General features: G+C 68.4%; 15 protein-coding genes and 1 pseudogene. 2 read left to right on the top strand and 14 right to left on the bottom strand.

Going from position 1 to position 16,212, the window contains the following annotated elements; translation table 11 throughout:
* Positions 1 to 55 precede the first annotated feature (55 nt).
* The 11 genes and pseudogenes from QMK34_RS05165 to QMK34_RS05215 all read right to left on the bottom strand — a co-directional run bounded on the left by QMK34_RS05165 (position 56) and on the right by QMK34_RS05215 (position 8,195).
* Positions 56 to 844: an ESX secretion-associated protein EspG gene (locus QMK34_RS05165; protein ID WP_326412071.1), complete on the bottom strand. Its 789-nt coding sequence runs from the start codon at positions 842 to 844 to the stop codon at positions 56 to 58.
* A gap of 17 nt (positions 845 to 861) precedes the next feature.
* Complete coding sequence (locus tag QMK34_RS05170; protein WP_326412073.1) at positions 862 to 2,247, bottom strand: hypothetical protein; 1,386 nt, start codon at positions 2,245 to 2,247, stop codon at positions 862 to 864.
* A gap of 39 nt (positions 2,248 to 2,286) precedes the next feature.
* A complete protein-coding gene (locus tag QMK34_RS05175; RefSeq protein ID WP_326412075.1) occupies positions 2,287 to 2,883 on the bottom strand; it encodes a DUF3558 domain-containing protein in 597 nt (198 codons plus the stop codon).
* 3 nt (positions 2,884 to 2,886) lie between these two features.
* Entirely contained in the window at positions 2,887 to 3,288 is a 402-nt protein-coding gene (locus QMK34_RS05180) for a hypothetical protein (protein ID WP_326412077.1), read from the bottom strand.
* Between the two features lie 189 nt (positions 3,289 to 3,477).
* Positions 3,478 to 3,933 (bottom strand): 50S ribosomal protein L9, encoded by a 456-nt coding sequence (rplI, locus tag QMK34_RS05185; protein ID WP_326412079.1) that lies wholly within the window; start codon positions 3,931 to 3,933, stop codon positions 3,478 to 3,480.
* An 11-nt stretch (positions 3,934 to 3,944) separates the two neighbouring features.
* Positions 3,945 to 4,193: a 30S ribosomal protein S18 gene (rpsR, locus tag QMK34_RS05190; RefSeq protein ID WP_113695352.1), complete on the bottom strand. Its 249-nt coding sequence runs from the start codon at positions 4,191 to 4,193 to the stop codon at positions 3,945 to 3,947.
* A gap of 59 nt (positions 4,194 to 4,252) precedes the next feature.
* Positions 4,253 to 4,768 (bottom strand): single-stranded DNA-binding protein, encoded by a 516-nt coding sequence (locus QMK34_RS05195; protein ID WP_326412089.1) that lies wholly within the window; start codon positions 4,766 to 4,768, stop codon positions 4,253 to 4,255.
* Between the two features lie 116 nt (positions 4,769 to 4,884).
* A pseudogene (gene rpsF, locus QMK34_RS05200) lies at positions 4,885 to 5,214 on the bottom strand (30S ribosomal protein S6); the annotation flags it as partial.
* 82 nt (positions 5,215 to 5,296) lie between these two features.
* Complete coding sequence (locus QMK34_RS05205) at positions 5,297 to 6,208, bottom strand: hypothetical protein (RefSeq protein ID WP_326412093.1); 912 nt, start codon at positions 6,206 to 6,208, stop codon at positions 5,297 to 5,299.
* A 92-nt stretch (positions 6,209 to 6,300) separates the two neighbouring features.
* Positions 6,301 to 7,227 (bottom strand): hypothetical protein, encoded by a 927-nt coding sequence (locus tag QMK34_RS05210; RefSeq protein ID WP_326412097.1) that lies wholly within the window; start codon positions 7,225 to 7,227, stop codon positions 6,301 to 6,303.
* Positions 7,228 to 7,379: 152 nt separating this feature from the next.
* Positions 7,380 to 8,195 carry a hypothetical protein gene (locus tag QMK34_RS05215; RefSeq protein WP_326412099.1) on the bottom strand — a complete coding sequence of 272 codons (816 nt, stop codon included), beginning with the start codon at positions 8,193 to 8,195 and terminating at the stop codon, positions 7,380 to 7,382.
* A 114-nt stretch (positions 8,196 to 8,309) separates the two neighbouring features.
* Here QMK34_RS05215 and QMK34_RS05220 point away from each other — a divergent pair, with 114 nt between their 5' ends.
* Positions 8,310 to 9,083 (top strand): deoxyribonuclease IV, encoded by a 774-nt coding sequence (locus QMK34_RS05220; RefSeq protein ID WP_326412101.1) that lies wholly within the window; start codon positions 8,310 to 8,312, stop codon positions 9,081 to 9,083.
* A 389-nt stretch (positions 9,084 to 9,472) separates the two neighbouring features.
* On the opposite strand, the gene QMK34_RS05225 is transcribed toward QMK34_RS05220, so the two are convergent.
* Together QMK34_RS05225 and QMK34_RS05230 are read right to left on the bottom strand one after the other, a co-directional pair.
* On the bottom strand, positions 9,473 to 11,014 hold the full coding sequence (locus QMK34_RS05225; RefSeq protein WP_326412104.1) for a glycosyltransferase family 87 protein: 1,542 nt from the start codon (positions 11,012 to 11,014) through the stop codon (positions 9,473 to 9,475).
* A 63-nt stretch (positions 11,015 to 11,077) separates the two neighbouring features.
* A complete protein-coding gene (locus QMK34_RS05230) occupies positions 11,078 to 12,145 on the bottom strand; it encodes an ROK family transcriptional regulator (protein WP_326412106.1) in 1,068 nt (355 codons plus the stop codon).
* Between the two features lie 55 nt (positions 12,146 to 12,200).
* Between QMK34_RS05230 and QMK34_RS05235 the strand changes: the two genes are divergently transcribed.
* Positions 12,201 to 13,256, top strand: coding sequence for a Gfo/Idh/MocA family oxidoreductase (locus QMK34_RS05235; RefSeq protein ID WP_326412108.1), 1,056 nt, complete (start codon positions 12,201 to 12,203; stop codon positions 13,254 to 13,256).
* A 54-nt stretch (positions 13,257 to 13,310) separates the two neighbouring features.
* On the opposite strand, the gene QMK34_RS05240 is transcribed toward QMK34_RS05235, so the two are convergent.
* Positions 13,311 to 15,656: a transglycosylase domain-containing protein gene (locus QMK34_RS05240; RefSeq protein WP_442785100.1), complete on the bottom strand. Its 2,346-nt coding sequence runs from the start codon at positions 15,654 to 15,656 to the stop codon at positions 13,311 to 13,313.
* Between the last annotated feature and the right edge of the window lie 556 nt (positions 15,657 to 16,212).

Genomic DNA, 16,212 nt, shown 5'->3' on the forward strand with positions numbered 1-16,212 from the left:
TCCCGCGGTACCCGCGTGGTTCACCGAGTGTTCGCTGCGGCGCGGACCGTACCGATCAGCTCAGCGTGCTCTGGGCGTTGCGCAGCCGCTCGCCCAGCATCTGCGGGGTCGCCGGGGTGAACACGACGAGCGAGTCGCCGCGTCCCGGGCGCTCCTCCATCAGCCAGCGGCCTTCGTCCGTGTCGATGAAGTTCAGCGGACGCTCGCTGCGTCGCCGGGTGCCGGCCTCGGTGCGGGACGCCACGTAGAGACTGCCCGCTCCCGTCCGCGGAGCCTTGAGGATCCGCTGGGCCTCCTTGATCGGCGACGGCGGCGTGCCGCGACCGGGCGCGGCACGCATGATCGAGACCTCGCCCTCGTCGTCGGCGGGCCTGCCGCTGGTGAACTCGCTCTTGCTCAGCACGATCGGCTGCCCGTTGCCGGGCCTGCCCAGCGGGATCTGGTCGACGAAGGACTGGAGCAGCAGCTCCGGCCGCACGTGCTTGACGACGACCTCGTCCTCGTTGATGTAGCGCATCAGCACGAAACCGCCGCCGCTGCCGCTGCCCGCGAGCACGGTGAAGTTCTTCGGGCGGTTTTCGAACTCGCCCTCGAACCAGCCGTAGTACTCCAGCTGGGGGCGCGAGATGGACTCGACCACGGAAATCAGGTCGCGGTCCATCCCGCGTGGCCCCATCAGCCCGTGCTCCGTCAGCACCGCGTTGACCTGCTGGTCGAGGATTCGCTGAGCCTCGGCGTCGTACCAGGTCGGGATGCCCGAGAGGGTCTGATGCGGTTCACCGCCCCGGCGCCTGATCAGGTTGAGCAGCGTCGGGGTGGTGAACTTCAGTGGCTGGTCCAGCACAGTTGTTTTCCCTGGTCTCATTCGCCGATGACGGGAGGTGCGGTGAGGTCATCCGAGCCGAACAGCTCGTTGGGGTCCTCGGAGACGAGGTACTTGGTGGTGTGCTCCTCGTCCTCGCCGCCCTTGGCGCCCTTGCCGTGACCCATGCCGCCCATCCCGGAGGCACCGGGACGGCCCGAACCGGCGCCCGCGGCGCCACCAGCGGCACCGCCGCGCAGCCCACCGGCACCCGCGCCGGCGCCCGCTTCAGCCGCGCCGGAGAACGCACCGGCCCCACCGGGACCGAAACCGCCGACACCGAAGCCACCGGCCCCGGCCCCGGCGCCGGAACCCGAGCCACTGCCCGCGCCCCCGCCGCTGCCGAAGCTGCCGGGGCCGAAGCCAGCGCCGCCGCCGCCGCCGGGGCCGAACCCGCTGGAGTAGTCGCCGCTGCTCGGCGGGGTGTAGCCGCTCGTCGAGGTGGTGCCGTCGTAACCGCTGCCCGGCGTGTGCGTGCCCGGCGGGAGGTTGGTGCCGGTCGGCGGGTGGTACGTGTTGCTGCCGGGCGGAATCGAGGAGGTGGGCACCTTCGTGTCGAACTTCGGCACGGTGGTCTTCGGGAGGTTGGTCTTCGGCGGGTTGAACCCACCGCTGCCGCCGCCGACGTTGCCCCCGCCGCCCCCGAAGTTGCCGCCGCCACCGTTGCCGAAGTTGCCGCCGCCGGTGCCATCGGACATCTGGTTGCCCTGCCACGCGCTGAACTGCGGCATGCTCGACGCGTTCTGCGCGCTCGCGTTGTAGTACGCGTTGAAGGCGGTGACATTGGTCTGGCCCTGCTCGTTGTACTTGTTGATCTCGTCGTCTTTGTCGCTGAACGGGTTCACCCCGTCCAGGAACCCGGACTCGGGCGGCTTCGACGAGATCTCCTGGACCTTGGACTTCGCGGTGTCGAAGCATTCGGCCTGGGTGCTCAGGTAGGTGTGGCTCTTCTGCAGGTTCGCGGCCGAGTCCTGCAACCAGGTGCCCAGCGGGTGCGCGCCACCCTGCGCCGCCGAGGCCGCGTTGCCCTGCCAGGCGGCGTCCATCGACTTGTTGATCGCGGTGATCTGCTGGGCCCTGGCGTCGTGGACGCCCTGCAGGGTCTGGGCCGCGCCCGCGCCACCGTGCAGCGACGCCGAGCTACCCGGACTGATCTGCTCCCAGATCTTGCGCGCGTCGATCGAGCGGCCGCCGATGTTCGCTTCGGCGTGCTGCGCGTCCGGCCCGCCGCTGAACAGCCCGACCAGGCTGCCGACGACCGCGCCGACCCCGGCGCCGACCACGGTGCCGACGCCCGGCACGACCGAGCCGATCGCGGCACCGACGCCCGCGCCGACCGCCGCGTCCTTCAGCTCTTTACCGACGGTGTTGGAGTCATTCCCCATGACGTGCCACCCCTTCCAGGACGGTCAGCTCCGCGCTGTTCACGCGGCCCCCTTGAGATGCTGGATCATCGCGTCCGCGACCTTCTGCGCGATCGGACACGGGTTGGACGTGTTCTGGCCGACCGGAAGCAGGGTCGAGACCTGGACCGCGAGCTGGTCGGTCACGCCGACCCAGAGTGCGCAGAATCCGCTGGTCCGGCTGTCTTGGATCTCGCTGAAGACAGCCGGGTACCCGGAAACGGTGACCGGTTCGAAGTACGCGGCTTGCTTCTTGCCGGCGTAGATGTCGCTGAGGCCACCGGTGTTGACGGGCAGGGGTGCGATGACCACCGCGTTGGAGTCGGAGGTGGTCGAGAGCCACTTGCAGTTCACACCTGTCGAGCCGTTGACCTTCTCTCCCGCGCCGGTCAGGCCGATCGTGCTCACCTGGGCCGCCGAGAGCGCGGTGCAGGGGTCCGCGAGCAGACCCGTGGTCGGCAATGCGGCCGGTACACGGGGCGCGGCGCCAGCGGGGGTGCTACTGGGCGTCCCAGCCGACCCGGTGGGCTCAGCGGTGCCGCCGGCCTTGCCGGTGCAGGCGGTGAGCAGGCCGAGGGCCGCGAGGGCGGCCGCTGCGAGCCGGATGGTGCGGAACATGCTTCAGACTCCTTGACCGGACTTACCAGTGGCATGCGCGGCGTCGGCCTCGCCCTGTTTGATCTTGCCGCTCGCTTTTTCCAGGGCCTCGATGTAGTTCGACACGTACGTGTACATGCGCTTGTGCTGCTCGAGGAGCGTGTCGCCGGAGATTTTCGCACCCTTGTCGATGAAGTCACCGCTGGCGAACTCCGTACCTGGCGGCTTGACCGAGGCGACGGTCTGCGCGTTCGTGACGTCGTTCAAGAGGTCGCTCTGCAGCTTTTTCCACTGGTTGATGACGCCCTGGACCTCGTCGGGGCTGAATTTGTAGCCGCCGGCGCTGCCTCCGCTGCCGACCTGGATCGGCGCGGGCGGCGGCACGCTGGTCAACGAGTCGGTCACCGTGTTCGGCTGCTGGCCCATGCTCTCGATCCCCTTCGCTACTTCCCGCGTCCCCGTTCGGCGAGATCAGCACCTTGGATGTTAACGCAGTCCTTCTGGTTCCGACTCCGGAAGGGGAAACCAGGCCTATCTCGATGACTCCGGAACGCGAAGAAGGCGGGACACCCCGTGAGGAGTGTCCCGCCTTCTTTGACCGGCAGCTGCCGGGAACTACTTGGCCTTGACCTCGAGGCGAACCTCGACCTTGACGTCCGGGTGCAGCCGGGCGCCGACCGAGTGCTTGCCCACGGTCTTGATGTGGTCCTTCAGCTCGATGACGCGCTTGTCGAGCAGCGGGCCACCGGCCGCCTTGATCGCCGAGACGATGTCGGTGGTGGTGACCGAACCGAAGAGCTTCTTCGAGCCCTCGGCCGACTTGGCGGACAGCTCGATGGCCCCGAGGCCCTCCAGCGTCGCCTTGATCTCCTTGGCGTGGTCGAGGTCGCGGATACGGCGACCCTCCTGCGCGCGGCGGATGGTCTGCACGTTCTTCTCCGCGCCCTTGCTCGCCGCGATGGCGTAACCACGGGGGAACAGGTAGTTACGCGCGTAGCCGTCCTTGACCTCGACGATGTCGCCGGGTCCACCGAGGTTGGCGACGTCGGTGGTGAGAATGATCTTCGCCATGACGTGCCTCCTTAGCGTGCGGTCGAGGTGTAGGGGAGCAACGCCATCTCGCGGGAGTTCTTGACCGCGATGGCGACGTCACGCTGGTGCTGGCTGCAGTTGCCGGTCACGCGACGGGCACGGATCTTCCCGCGGTCGGAGATGTACTTCCGAAGCAGGTTGGTGTCCTTGTAGTCGATCGCTTCCGGGCGGCCCTTTTTCTCGGCCTTGCAGAACACGCAGACCTTCTTCTTGGGCTTGCGAATGGGTGGCTTAGCCACGGTTTACTCCTGGATGTTCACGTAGTGGTTGTGTATCTCGCAGATGCTGAAGCAGAGGCTCAGAACGGGGGTTCGTCGGCGAAACCGCCGCCGCCGCCACCGGATCCACCGGAGGGCGGGGCGGAACCCCACGGGTCGTCGGCCGGGGCGCTGTTACCGCCGCCACCGGATCCGCCGGACTCACCACCGAAGCCACCGCCTCCGCCGCCGCGGCTGACCTTGTTCACCTTGGCGGTCGCGTACTTGAGCGAGGGGCCGATCTCCTCGACCTCGAGCTCGACGACGGTGCGCTTCTCGCCTTCCTTCGTTTCGAAGGAACGCTGCTTGAGCCTGCCCTGCACGACCACGCGGGCACCGCGGGTCAGCGACTCGGCCACGTTCTCCGCGGCCTGGCGCCAGATGTTGCAGCGCAGGAACAGCGCCTCGCCGTCCTTCCACTCGCCCGAAGCCTTGTCCAGCATGCGGGGCGTGGACGCGACAGTGAAGTTCGCGACCGCCGCGCCGGACGGGGTGAAGCGGAGCTCAGGGTCGGACGTCAGGTTGCCGATCACCGTGATGACGGTGTCTCCAGCCATCGGGGGACTCCTTCGCCTCAGGCCTTGGCGGCGGCGGGAGCGGCCGCGGCGGGAGCAGCGGCCTCAGTCGTCGCGGCGGCGGGGGCCGCAGCAGGAGCGGCGGCGGCAGCGGGAGCCGCAGCGGCGGCAGGCGCGGGGACCTTGGCCGCGACGCGCTTGATCTCGCGACGCATGACCTTCGTGCGCAGCACGGTCTCCTGCAGCGAAAGCTGGCGGTCGAGCTCCTTGACGGCGTCCGACGTGGAGTTCAGGTCCAGCAGGGCGTAGATGCCCTCAGCGTGCTTCTTGATTTCGTACGAGAGCCGCCTCCGGCCCCAAACGTCGACCTTTTCAACGCTGCCGCCGGTCGTCCGGATCACGTTCAGGAACGTGTCCAGCGTCGGGGCGACTGTGCGCTCGTCGAGCGTGGGATCGAGGATGACCATTACCTCGTAATGGCGTGACACAACCACTCACCTCCTATGGGCTCACGGCCATGGACTGTCCATGGCAGGAGGGTTTTGTCGAGGTAAGCGTACCCGGCCCTGTTCAGACGCGGCGCAGCACCCAGGTGCGGACCAGCGCGGCGGTCACTCCGGCGAGCACGACGACGGCCAGGAGCATCGGCAGCTGGACGTCGCTGCCGACCCCGGACGACGCGAGCGACTCGGCGTTACCGGCGTTGCGGACGTCGGTGCCCTGGCCGCTCTGGCCGTTCGCGCCGGCGATGCCGAACTGCGGGGCCTGCTGGTCACCGGGCAGCGGGCTGTTCGACGGGTAGCGCACGCCCGGCGGCACGGCGAAGCCCGGCGAAGCCGACGGGATGTTGCCGTAGTCGCGCTGCGGGGCGGTGCCCGTGACGCCGCCGGTGCCGAGCGACAGGTTCCCCGGAGTGCCTGGAGCGGTGTACGTGCCGCCGTTCTGAGTACCGGTGCCTGTGTTCGAGTTGGGCGTGGTCGGCGCGGTGTAGTCCGTGGCGATTGTGGTCAGCCCTGCGGCGCAGGCGCCCGCGACCTTGTTCGTGATGTTCGTCAGCGTGGTCTGCTTGTCGCTCGTGCTGTTGCCGAGGCCGTCGGCGTTCTGAAGCGCGGCGGCGACCGACTTGGCCACCTCGGTGCTCGCGATGGAGCTTCCCGCGGTGTTGGGGATTTTGCCGACGATCATCGTCTGGCCGTTGATCGCGGTCGACAGTTTGTCCGGGTTAACGCCGTTGACCGGGATGAGCAGGAAGTATTTGACGCTTTCCTGAGCGGCCTGCTTCACCATGCCGCTCACGACGGAACCCTTGACCGCGACCTGGTCGCCCATGCTGCCGCTGACCGCGCCGGTGCAGCCGTCAGCGAGCGTGGTCGCCGCGGACGCGGTTCCGCTCATGAAGAAGGCGCCGCCGGTGACGAAGGCCGCCAGTGCGGTGACCGTGAGCGCTTTGCGGGTGGTCTGCCAGATCAGGGTCTTCCGCACGAGCGCTGTCCTCCGGTGGGGAGTCGGTGGGCATGAAATGGTGCAACAGGTACTCAACGAGCCGGTGCCGAGAAAGATACTAGGTGGTCGGACTAGGAAGTAGCGATCATTCGGCGGAGCACCCAGGTGCGGACCAGGCCCGCACTGACTCCGGAGAGTGCCAGAACCGCGATCAGCACCGGCCACTGGCTGCCGTTCGAGAAACCGTCGCCCACCGTGGGGAGCGCTTCGGCCTGTCCCGCGTTTTGGATTCCCGCGTTCCCGGCCGGGGTGCCGTCCGGCCCGACGAGGCCGAACTGGGGCGCGTAACCGGGGATCTGGCTGCCGTACCGCAGCCCCGGCGACGGGGTGAACAGACCGGCCAGTGCCATCGGGATGGAGCTGTAGTCGCGCATCGGCGAGTAGCCGGTGGACAGGTCGAACGGCAGGCCGCCGAAGTTCGGGGAGAACGTGCCGGGCAGCAGGGGGCTGTTCGCGTCGGGGATCGGGAGCGAGCCCGCCGGGGTGCCGCCCTGTGCCGGGGAGCCACCGGGGCCGCCGCCCTGCGCGGGCGGTTGCTGCGGGTTGCCGCCGGTCCCGGGCTTCGCCGGTGCGGGCTTGCTGGAGCCACTCAGCGATTTACCAGCGTCGGTCGCTGCTTTACCGAGCCCTTGGCTCGTGCCGACGACCCCCTGGTTGACCGCGCTGGCGACCGGTGCGCCGATCACTGGGACGGGTGCGATGACGGTGTCCACCACGGTGACGGTGACTCGGCAGAGAGTGTTGAGCAGCGCGTTGATGGTCCCGGTCAGGATCTCCACCCCGGGCGTGGGGCCCGCATTGCCCAGGTTCAGTGGGATACCAAGCAGGGGGGTGGTGCCGAAGATCGTGTCGCCCGGTTTCGCCGTGACCGAACCACCGCACGCGGCGGTCTTGGTTTCGGCGGCGGAAGCGGTGCCCGGGAGGCCGAGCACGGCTGACCCCGCGAGAACGAGGGCCGTCGCCCCTACGGCGGTAGCCCTCCGTGTCCGACCCTGCATGGCTCTCGACCCCTTCGGCACGTCCGATCCGGTACGTCTCTACCCGGAACCTCTACCGGTGATAACGACGCTATCCGAGACGAGTAACGCCCGCTCACTCGAAAGCGTCAGGCATTCGAGTGGAAGCGGGCGTTACTGAAGGTGACTTCGGGTCAGGCGGGCTTGCGGCGAAGCCAGACGCGCACGAGTGCGGCCGCGACCACGGCCAGCGCCAGCACCGCGAGCAGCAGTGGAAGCTTGGCGGGCGTCATCGCGGCGGGCAGGGCCTGCGCGCTGCCGGACTTCTGCTCGTCGACCGTCGGCACCTGGCCGTCGAGCGGGACCGTCTGGCCGGGGATGACCGTGGTGATGACCGGGGCCTGCACGAAGTTGGCGGGCAGGAGCGCGTTGCCGGTGAAGATGCCGGAGAGCGCGTCGCCACCCGATCCGGCTGAGCCACCGGGGCCGGTCACCACCGGGTCGATCTGGTTGCCGGGCTCACCGGGCTTCGGCGGGTTCGGGGGAATCGGGATCGGCGGCTCGGTGGGGTCGTTCGGCGGTACGACGACAGGCGGTTTCACGATCGGCTGAAGAAGCCCCTGCGTTCCGTTGCCGACACCGTTCACCACGCTCTGCGCCGCAGGGCACACGGTGTTCGCGGCGGCGTCGCCGACCACCGGCACCTCGCCGACGCCGAGACCGCGCACCACGTCGCCCACCGGCAGCGTGAGCAGCGGGGACCTGCCGTCGCGGCTGGACTTGGCCTTCGAGTCGAGGCCGACGGTGAGCCGGTTGGGGGCGTTCAGCGGGGCGCCCGCGTCCAGGGTGAGGCCGTCGCCGGTCTTCCCGTTCTGCAGCGTGGCGTCACAGTCGCCGCTCAACGTCGGAGACGGGCTGTCCGCCGCCATCGCCGTCATTGGGAAGGCGACCGCGGCCGAAACGGCCATCGCGAACCCGAAAACGGTGATCCGACCAGCGTTCTTCCCCATACAGCCCTCCGGCATTCGGACCCAGCGTGCCTCACGGAACGCGCTCACGGTACTCCACGAGCGTGACCAAGCGGGCCTTCAGGGGCGGGATTCGCCCGGTAGTAGCGTGCTCGTATGCACATTGGCGCCCACGTCCGCGACGACGATCCGCTGGCCGCGGTCGCCGAGCGCGAAGCCGACGTCGTCCAGTTCTTCCTCTCCGACCCGCAGGGCTGGAAGGCGCCCAAGCCGCACCCCCACGGCGAGGCGATCAAGGACGCACCCGTCGACGTGTTCATCCACGCGCCGTACCTGATCAACGTCGCCTCGCTGAACAACAAGATCCGGATCCCGTCGCGGAAGAACGTCACCCAGCACGCGACCGGGGCGGCCGCGATCGGCGCGAAGGGACTCATCGTGCACGGCGGGCACGTACGAGAAGGTGAGGACGTCGAGCAGGGCCTCGCGAACTGGCGGAAGCTGTTCGAGCGGGAGGCCGAGAAGGGCGGGTTCGCGGTCCCGATTCTCATCGAGAACACCGCGGGCGGTGAGAACGCGATGACCAGGGAACTTGATGTCATCGCGCGGTTGTGGGACCAGGTCGGGGAGTTCGGGGCCGGGTTTTGTTTGGATACTTGTCACGCGTACGCGGCTGGGTGGGATCTTGGGGAAGCTGTCGCGCGGGTCAAGGCTATTACCGGACGGATTGATCTCGTGCATCTGAACAACTCGCGGGACGAGTTCGGGTCCGCCCGGGATCGGCATGCGAACGTTGTCGGCGGGGACGGGACCATTGATCCCGAGGTCCTGGTGGGGGTTGCGGCTGAGGCCGGGGCGCCGGTGGTGGTGGAGACGCCTGGGGATGGGCAAGCCGGGGATATCGCTTATCTTCGGGAGAAGCTGGTTTAGTCCTGTTTTTTGGCCAGCGCGGTTACGAACTCGTGCCGCTGGGTCGTTACTGGTCCCCAGCGTGAGTGCGGGTTTTTGGTTGGGTCCTGAGGTGTGGTTAGAAGCCTGTGTTTTTTGGCCAGCGCGCTTACAAACTCGCGCCGCCAGGTCGCCCCGACTTCCAGCGTAAGTGCGGCTTTGTTTGTAGGGGGCGACCTACCGTCGCGAGTTGGGAGGCCCTGGCGGGCCTGAAAGAGGGCGCGCGGCGGTGAAGTCTCCCCTCGCAGGGCTCGGGGAGACGCTGTGGCTGGGGCAAACGGCTGGGGTTGGGTGTTGGTGTTGGTGTTGTGGTTGGGGCGGACTGCTGGGGTTGGGTTTTTGTTGTTTCTGATGTGCCAGGGTTCTCTTCGCTACTTGGCTGGGGAGGCTGTTTGGGCGTTTTTTTTGGTGTCTTTGGTGTTTTCTAGGACTCCGCCTGTTGGGTCGTCGTCGCCTGCTTGGCGGATAAGGTCTTTTGCGGGGTTGTAGATTTCTTGGACTACTAGGGTGCAGAGGGCTATTACTGCCAGGTCGCGGATTATTACCGTGCTGAGGAACCAGCCTTCGGGGAGGCCTTTGTGGTCCACTCCCAGGTAATAGAACATTCGGGGGGCCCAGACCAGGGCGTCGATGACCATCCAGGCCAGCAGGATGCGCCAGCGGGGTATTGCCAGTACCGCCAGTGGGACCAGCCAGAGGGAGTACTGGGGGCTCCAGACCTTGTTGGTCAGGAGGAACGCCGCGACCACCAGGAAACAGAGTTGGGCCAGGCGTGGGCGTCGGGGGGCGGTCAGGGCAATGTAGGCGATTCCCGCGCAGCAGGCCAGGAAAAGGACTGCCACCACGATGTTGAGCCAGGTCGGGGTGGTGCCTCGGGGCAGCACGCCGTCGAACCCGGTCCAGCCGCTGAGGTAGGACACCACGTTGTAGACGGAGTCCGGGTCCATCGGGCGGACCGTGTTCAGCCTGAAGAACTCCTGCCAGCCCTGGGGCGCCGCGAGGTAGAACGGCACGTTGACGATCAGCCAGGTCGCCGCCGTGAAACCCGCCGCGATCGACCACTGCTTCAGCTTCCCGCTGCGCAGGCACAGGACGAACAGGGCGCCCAACAGGAAAAGTGGGTATAGCTTCGCTGCCGCGCCCAGGCCCAGGAGGATTCCGGCTACTTCCGGGCGTTTTCGCGACCAGGCCAGCAGGGCTGCCGCGGTCAGGGCGGTGGCTATCGCGTCGAAATTGGTGAAAGCGTGCACCAGGATCAAGGGTGAGATCGCCACTAGGAGTGCGTCCCACGGTCTGCGTTTGGCCGTCCGGCCCACCGCCCAGACCGTGACCAGCCAGGCGAGCGCCAGCCAGAAGGCCGTGATGTTGAAATACACCGCCACCGGGAGCGCGCCCGGTAGCCAGCCCGCTTCCGCACCCGCCAGCCAGCCCTGGGCGATGCGCGCGTTGACCCACTGGAACATGCCGGTGACCACCGGATACTCCATGTAGCGGGTGCGGGCCTTCTGCGATCCCGCGTCCTCGACCCACGAGGACACGTACGGGAAGGTCTGCGGGTCGTTGAGGTGTTCCGCCGAGTACAGCGGGACGATGTCCGAGTAGCACATCGCGACGAACGGGCGTCCGGCCCGCCAGTCGAGCTGGCTGGCGCCGGAGCTGTCCTGGTACTGCTGGATGCACGAGCCCTTGCCGAACCAGCTGAGCATCAGCATGAACATCGCGAACAGCAGCGCCACCCGCTGAGGTGACCAGAACCAGTGCCTGCCGACCGCCGCGTGTTCCCCGAGTGGGCCGCCGATGGGTCTGGTCGCGGCCGCCGCGAGGGGGTCCGTCCAGCTCGGGATGACCCGCTCCCCTGGGGTCAGGGAGAGGGGAGCCGCATCGGGCTCCGGGGCGGTGGTCTGCTCGGACACTTGGCGGATGTTAGCGGTATGGCGGTGAAGGTCCCACTACATCCAAGTATTTGTGGCAGAGCGTTACTTCGGGTTTTCGTAGAACGCCGTGAGCACCTCTGCGGCGGCGCCGAGCGCCACGACGTCCTCGCCGAGCTCGCTCACTTCGACGCGGATCCGCTGCCAGTGCGGCACGGGCAGGAGCTCGGCCAGCTGGGCCTCGACGGCTTCGCGGTAGACGTCCGGTGCCGCGTGCACGGCCCGTCCCGCCAGCACGACGCGCTCCAGATCCAGCACCTGGACCAGGTCGGCGAGGCCGATGCCGAGCAGGCCCGCCGCTTCTCCGGTGCTCGCCGCCGCGTTGTGCAGGACCTCGACGCAGCCGCGGCGGCCGCAGCCGCAGCGTGGCCCGTCGAAGGCGAGTGTGGTGTGCCCGAACTCGCCGGCGTTCGTCCGCGGGCCCCGGTAGAGCCGTCCGTCGATGAACAGCCCGACGCCGATCCCGGTGCCGACCAGCACGACGGCCGTGGCCGCGCCGCCGCCGTCCGGCCAGTGCTGGGCGACGGCCGCGGTGTTGGTGTTCTTGTCCAGGATCACCGGCAGGCCGGTCCGCGCGGCGAGCAGTTCGCGCAGCGGGACCTCGTGCCAGCCTGGCAGGTTGGTGGCGTCGCGCACGATGCCTTCGCGATGGTCCAGCGGGCCGACCGCGCCGACGCCCATGCCCAGCACGAGCGCGCGGTCGACGTCGGCGACCAGCAGTTCGGCCGCTTCGGCGAGCACGGAAACGGCGTGGTCCGGGGTGAACCCGGCCCGCAGCGGGCGGACCTCGGCGGCGAGCGGGCGGCCGAGCAGGTCGACCAGCAGCACGCGCAGCTCGTCGCGGTCGAGCTGCGCGCCGAGCGCGTACCGGGCGTTCGGGCGGACGCGCAGGAGCGTGCGGGGTTTGCCGACGCCGGCCGCGGGCAGGCGCTGCTCCTCGAGCAGGCCGGTGGTGAGCAGCTCGGGCACGATCTTCGACACGGCTTGCTGGGTGAGCCCGCTGCGCTCGGCGAGCTCGACGCGACTCAGCCCGCCCGCGCGCAGGATCTGGCCGAGCAGCAGCGCGCGGTTGTGCTCGCGCAGCCCGCGAAGGTTGACCCCGGTTCCCGGCATGAGGTGATCCAACCACGCCTGGCGAATTACGCAACACTGTTGTTTAATGGGTGGCATGACTGATGACCTGCGTGTCGGGATTTTCGGGTACGGCATCGGCGGGCGCGTGTTCCACACCCCGCTGATCGACGCGACGCCGGGCCTCGTGCCCGCCGCGATCGTCACCGCGAACCCGGAACGGGCCGCCCAGGCGCGGGCCGAACATCCCGCCGCCGAGATCGTGCCCGACGCCGACGCGCTGTTCGCCAAGGCGGGCGAGCTGGACCTGGTCGTGGTCAGCACCCCGAACCGCACGCACGTGCCGCTTGCGCTGCGGGCCATCGAGCTCGGGCTGCCGGTCGTCGTCGACAAGCCGTTCGCACCGACCGCGGCCGAGGCCGAGCAGGTGCTCGCCGCCGCGAAGGCCGCCGGCGTCGGGCTGACCGTGTTCCAAAACCGCCGGTTCGATTCCGACTTCCTGACCGTGCGCGGGGTCCTCGACTCCGGGCGGCTCGGCGAGGTCTTCCGCTTCGAGTCCCGCTACGACCGCTGGGTGCCGAAGCCGAAGGACAACTGGCGCGAGTTCGGCGACCCGGCCGAGGCGGGCGGGTTGCTCTACGACCTCGGCGTGCACATCGTCGACCAGGCGTTGCAGCTGTTCGGGCCGGTGGCCGAGGTCTACGCCGAGGTCGATCGCCGCCGGGCGGGCGTGGCCGTGGACGACGACGCCTTCGTCGCGCTGCGCCACGTCAACGGCGTGCGTTCGCATCTGTGGGCGTCTGCGCTCGCGGGCACCCGTAACCCGCGTTTCCGGGTGCTCGGGGACAAGGCCACCTTCACGAAGTACGGCCTCGACGTGCAGGAGCCGCAGATCAAGGACGGCAAGCGGCCGGGCGACGAGGGCTGGGGCGTCGAGCCCGAGTCCGACGCCGGGCTGCTGGGCGTCAACGACGACGTGGCGACCGTGCCCACCGAGGCAGGCCGCTACCAGGACTTCTACGCCAAGGTGCGTGACGCGCTGCACGGGTCCGGCGAGTTCCCGGTCGACCCGGCGAGCGCCGTCGAGACCCTTCGCGTCATCGAAGCCGCCCACCGCTCGGGTCTCGAAGGTCGCGTCGTCAAGCTGGGCTGACCACGAAAAGGGCCCTTCACCAGTTCTGACTCGGTGAAGGGCCCGTTTTCGCGGCTAACCGCCGGGGATGTCCGGTGGTTGCGGTATCTCGCTCGTGTCCGGCGGCTTCGTCTTCGAGGGCTTCGTCGGCCTCGTCGGGAAGTCCGGCCTTGACGGATCCGTCGAATCCGTCGATTCCCGTGTGTTCGTGTCGGGCGCCGTCTCCGTCGTCGTCACGTCCCCCGACGGCTGCTGCTCGTCGGTGGTGTCCGGTGCCGATGGCGGCGGCGCCACGTCCCCGCCGATGGGCCTCACCTGGCTGAACTGCTCCGGCGGCTTGCCCTTGAGGTAGAGCGCCATGAACTTCGCCCAGATCGGCCCGGCGATCGTCGAGCCGTAGATCGGGCTCGTGGAGGTCTTGCCGTACAGCGCTTCGTCGAGGTCACCGCCGACCCAGACCGACGCCGAAACAGACGGCGTATAGCCGACCATCCACGTCTGCGAGTTGGCGTTCCTCGCCCACGCGGCATCGTCCGGCTTCGGTTCGTGCTGCTGGGTGCCGGTCTTGCCCGCGCACTCGTGCCCCGACGGGCATTGCAGGTGGGAGAACGGGATCACCGGCTTCAGCGCGGCGGTCACGTTTCCGGCGATCTGCTTGCTCTGGTCGGTGTCGTTGGCGAAAACGGACTTCGAGTCGCCCTTGGGCTCGTACGCGGTCTCGTTTTGCGCGTTGGTCACCAGTGCCACGAAGTGCCGGTCACGCTGGACGCCGTCCGCGGCGAACGTGGCATACGCCGAGGCCATGTCCACCGGGGTGATGGCGGTCTTGCCGCCGCCGAGCGAGATGTTGTTGTCCCCGGTGAACAGCGTCGAGTTGCCGTCCGGAGCCGCTTTGACGCCCGCTTCCTTCGCGGCTTCCGCGACCGGGCCCTGCTTCGTCACGTTCAGCACCATGTCGTAGAACACCGTGTTGGCCGAACGTTCCATCGCTTCGGCGACCGTGCACTGCTGGGAGCAACTGCTGCCGGGCCCGGCGTTGCGGACGACGCGGTCGCCGAACTTCCGGTTGTTGGACCCGTCGAAGGTCGAGGTGAGCCCCTTGCCCAGCTTCAGGAACGCGGTGAGGTCGAAGGCCTTCATGGATGAACCCGGGTTACGGCTGGTGTTCGCCCAGTCCCGGCCAGCCTGATCCTCTCCGTTGGGGCCCTTCACCAGCGGCTCGCCGCCGTAGTACGCGAGGACGCCGCCGGTTTTCGGGTCGACGGCGACCAGCGCGTTGAGCAGCTTGGGGTCCTTGAACCCCTGCATGCCCTCGCTGATCGCTCGCTCGGCCGCTTGCTGAGCCTGGGGGTCGATGGTCGTCTTGACCTTGTAGCCGCCCGAGTAGTACTTGTCCTCGGTGATGCCCTGCGCGCTCAGTTCGTCCTTGATCTGGGCCTTGATGAACGGGTTCACCGTGCCCGCCTGCTGCTTGGCGTCCTCGAGCGGGATCGGCGCGGGGAACTGGGCCGCGGCGCGGTCGGCTGCGCTCAGGTACTTGTTCGTCACCATCCGGTCCAGCGCGGTGTTCCACCGGTCGTGCGCGACCTTGGGGTTCTCGGAGCGGCCCGGTTGTTGGATGAGCCCCGCGAGCAGCGCCGCCTCGGACGCGTTGAGCTGGCTGGCGTCCTTGGCGAAGAAAGCCTGCGACGCCGCTCCCACGCCGTACGCCCCGCGTCCGAAGTAGATGATGTTCAGGTACGCGGTGATGATGTCTTTCTTCTCAAACGTCTGGTTCATCTTGAAGGACTTGGCGAGCTCGGTCCACTTACGCGTGAGCGTGGGATCGTCGTTGTCGGTCGCCTTCTTGATGTACTGCTGGGAGATGGTCGACCCGCCGCCGGTGCCCCCGGTGAGCTGGTTGTAGCCCGCACGCAGGATGCCGGTGACGTCGAAGCCCGAGTTCGTCTCGAACGAGGCGTCCTCGGTCGCGATCGCGGCCTGTTTCATCACCTCGGCGATCTGGTCGGGCTGCAGGATCTGCCGGTTCTGGCCCTTCGGGATGTCCTTGCCCATTTCCGAGCCGTCGCTGTACAGGAAGGTCACGGCCTGGCCCTGCGTCTGCGCGACGTCCTTCGGCGAGGGCACGTCCACGAGGAAGTACGTGATCACGAAGGCGATCGCGGGCACCACCACGAACACGCCGACGAGGACGTACAGCGTCCGCCGGATGCGCCGCCACCGCCGCTTCTTGCGCTGCGCCGGGCTCAGCACCGGCTTGCCATCGGCGTCCTGGCCGCCGGGCGCGAACTCGTCGAACGCGGCCTGCTCGCCGGAGTAAGGCTTGTCGTAGTCGAAGTCGTCCGGCCCGGTCCCATTGTGCGTGTGATGGGTGATCAGGTCCGGTTCCCGGTCATTCGGCCCCAGCGCGGGATGCACCATCCCGGTCGGCTGCTCGACCCGAGGCCGCCGAGGCGGCTGTTGCCCGGGTGGGGGCTGCCGATACGCAGGAGGCGGCCCAGGCCGCCGGGGCGGCTGCCCGCCCTGCCCTTGAGCACCAGGCGGCGGCCCAGGTCGCCGCGGACGCTGCGGCGGCCTCTGCGGTCGCCGCGGAGGATCGGGTTCCTGGCCAGGCCAAGAGGGGGTGCGATCGTCGTTCACTAACGGGCCTCCCGGACCGGCGTACGAATGGAACAGAAAGCTCTCGCAGCTCCCCTGTTACCAGGACGCACGAGAACCCCCCCCGGTTCGGTTCAGTGCCCCACCCCACACCAAAGAGCCCCCAAACCAGTCACCCCCCACCAAAACCCAACCCCAGCCCACTCCAACACCAACAACAAAACCCAGCCCCAGCCGTTCGCCCCAGCCACAGTGTGGTCCAGAACCACAGCGTCTCCCCGAGCCCTGCGAGGGGAGACTTCACCGCCGCGCGCCCTCTTTTAGGGCCGCCAGGCCCTCCCAACTCGCGACGGTAGGTCGCCCCCTTTCAAGCAAAACC

The organism is Amycolatopsis sp. H20-H5 (assembly GCF_035828755.1).
In the GTDB taxonomy this organism is placed as follows: domain Bacteria; phylum Actinomycetota; class Actinomycetes; order Mycobacteriales; family Pseudonocardiaceae; genus Amycolatopsis.

Coding starts and splice junctions, on each gene's coding strand:
- QMK34_RS05170 (WP_326412073.1), bottom strand. CDS start 2,247: ATGGGGAATGACTCCAACACCGTCGGTAAAGAGCTGAAGGACGCGGCG.
- QMK34_RS05175 (WP_326412075.1), bottom strand. CDS start 2,883: ATGTTCCGCACCATCCGGCTCGCAGCGGCCGCCCTCGCGGCCCTCGGC.
- QMK34_RS05180 (WP_326412077.1), bottom strand. CDS start 3,288: ATGGGCCAGCAGCCGAACACGGTGACCGACTCGTTGACCAGCGTGCCG.
- rplI (WP_326412079.1), bottom strand. CDS start 3,933: ATGGCGAAGATCATTCTCACCACCGACGTCGCCAACCTCGGTGGACCC.
- QMK34_RS05195 (WP_326412089.1), bottom strand. CDS start 4,768: ATGGCTGGAGACACCGTCATCACGGTGATCGGCAACCTGACGTCCGAC.
- QMK34_RS05210 (WP_326412097.1), bottom strand. CDS start 7,227: ATGCAGGGTCGGACACGGAGGGCTACCGCCGTAGGGGCGACGGCCCTC.
- QMK34_RS05215 (WP_326412099.1), bottom strand. CDS start 8,195: ATGGGGAAGAACGCTGGTCGGATCACCGTTTTCGGGTTCGCGATGGCC.
- QMK34_RS05220 (WP_326412101.1), top strand. CDS start 8,310: ATGCACATTGGCGCCCACGTCCGCGACGACGATCCGCTGGCCGCGGTC.
- QMK34_RS05230 (WP_326412106.1), bottom strand. CDS start 12,145: ATGCCGGGAACCGGGGTCAACCTTCGCGGGCTGCGCGAGCACAACCGC.
- QMK34_RS05235 (WP_326412108.1), top strand. CDS start 12,201: ATGACTGATGACCTGCGTGTCGGGATTTTCGGGTACGGCATCGGCGGG.
- QMK34_RS05240 (WP_442785100.1), bottom strand. CDS start 15,656: ATGGTGCATCCCGCGCTGGGGCCGAATGACCGGGAACCGGACCTGATC.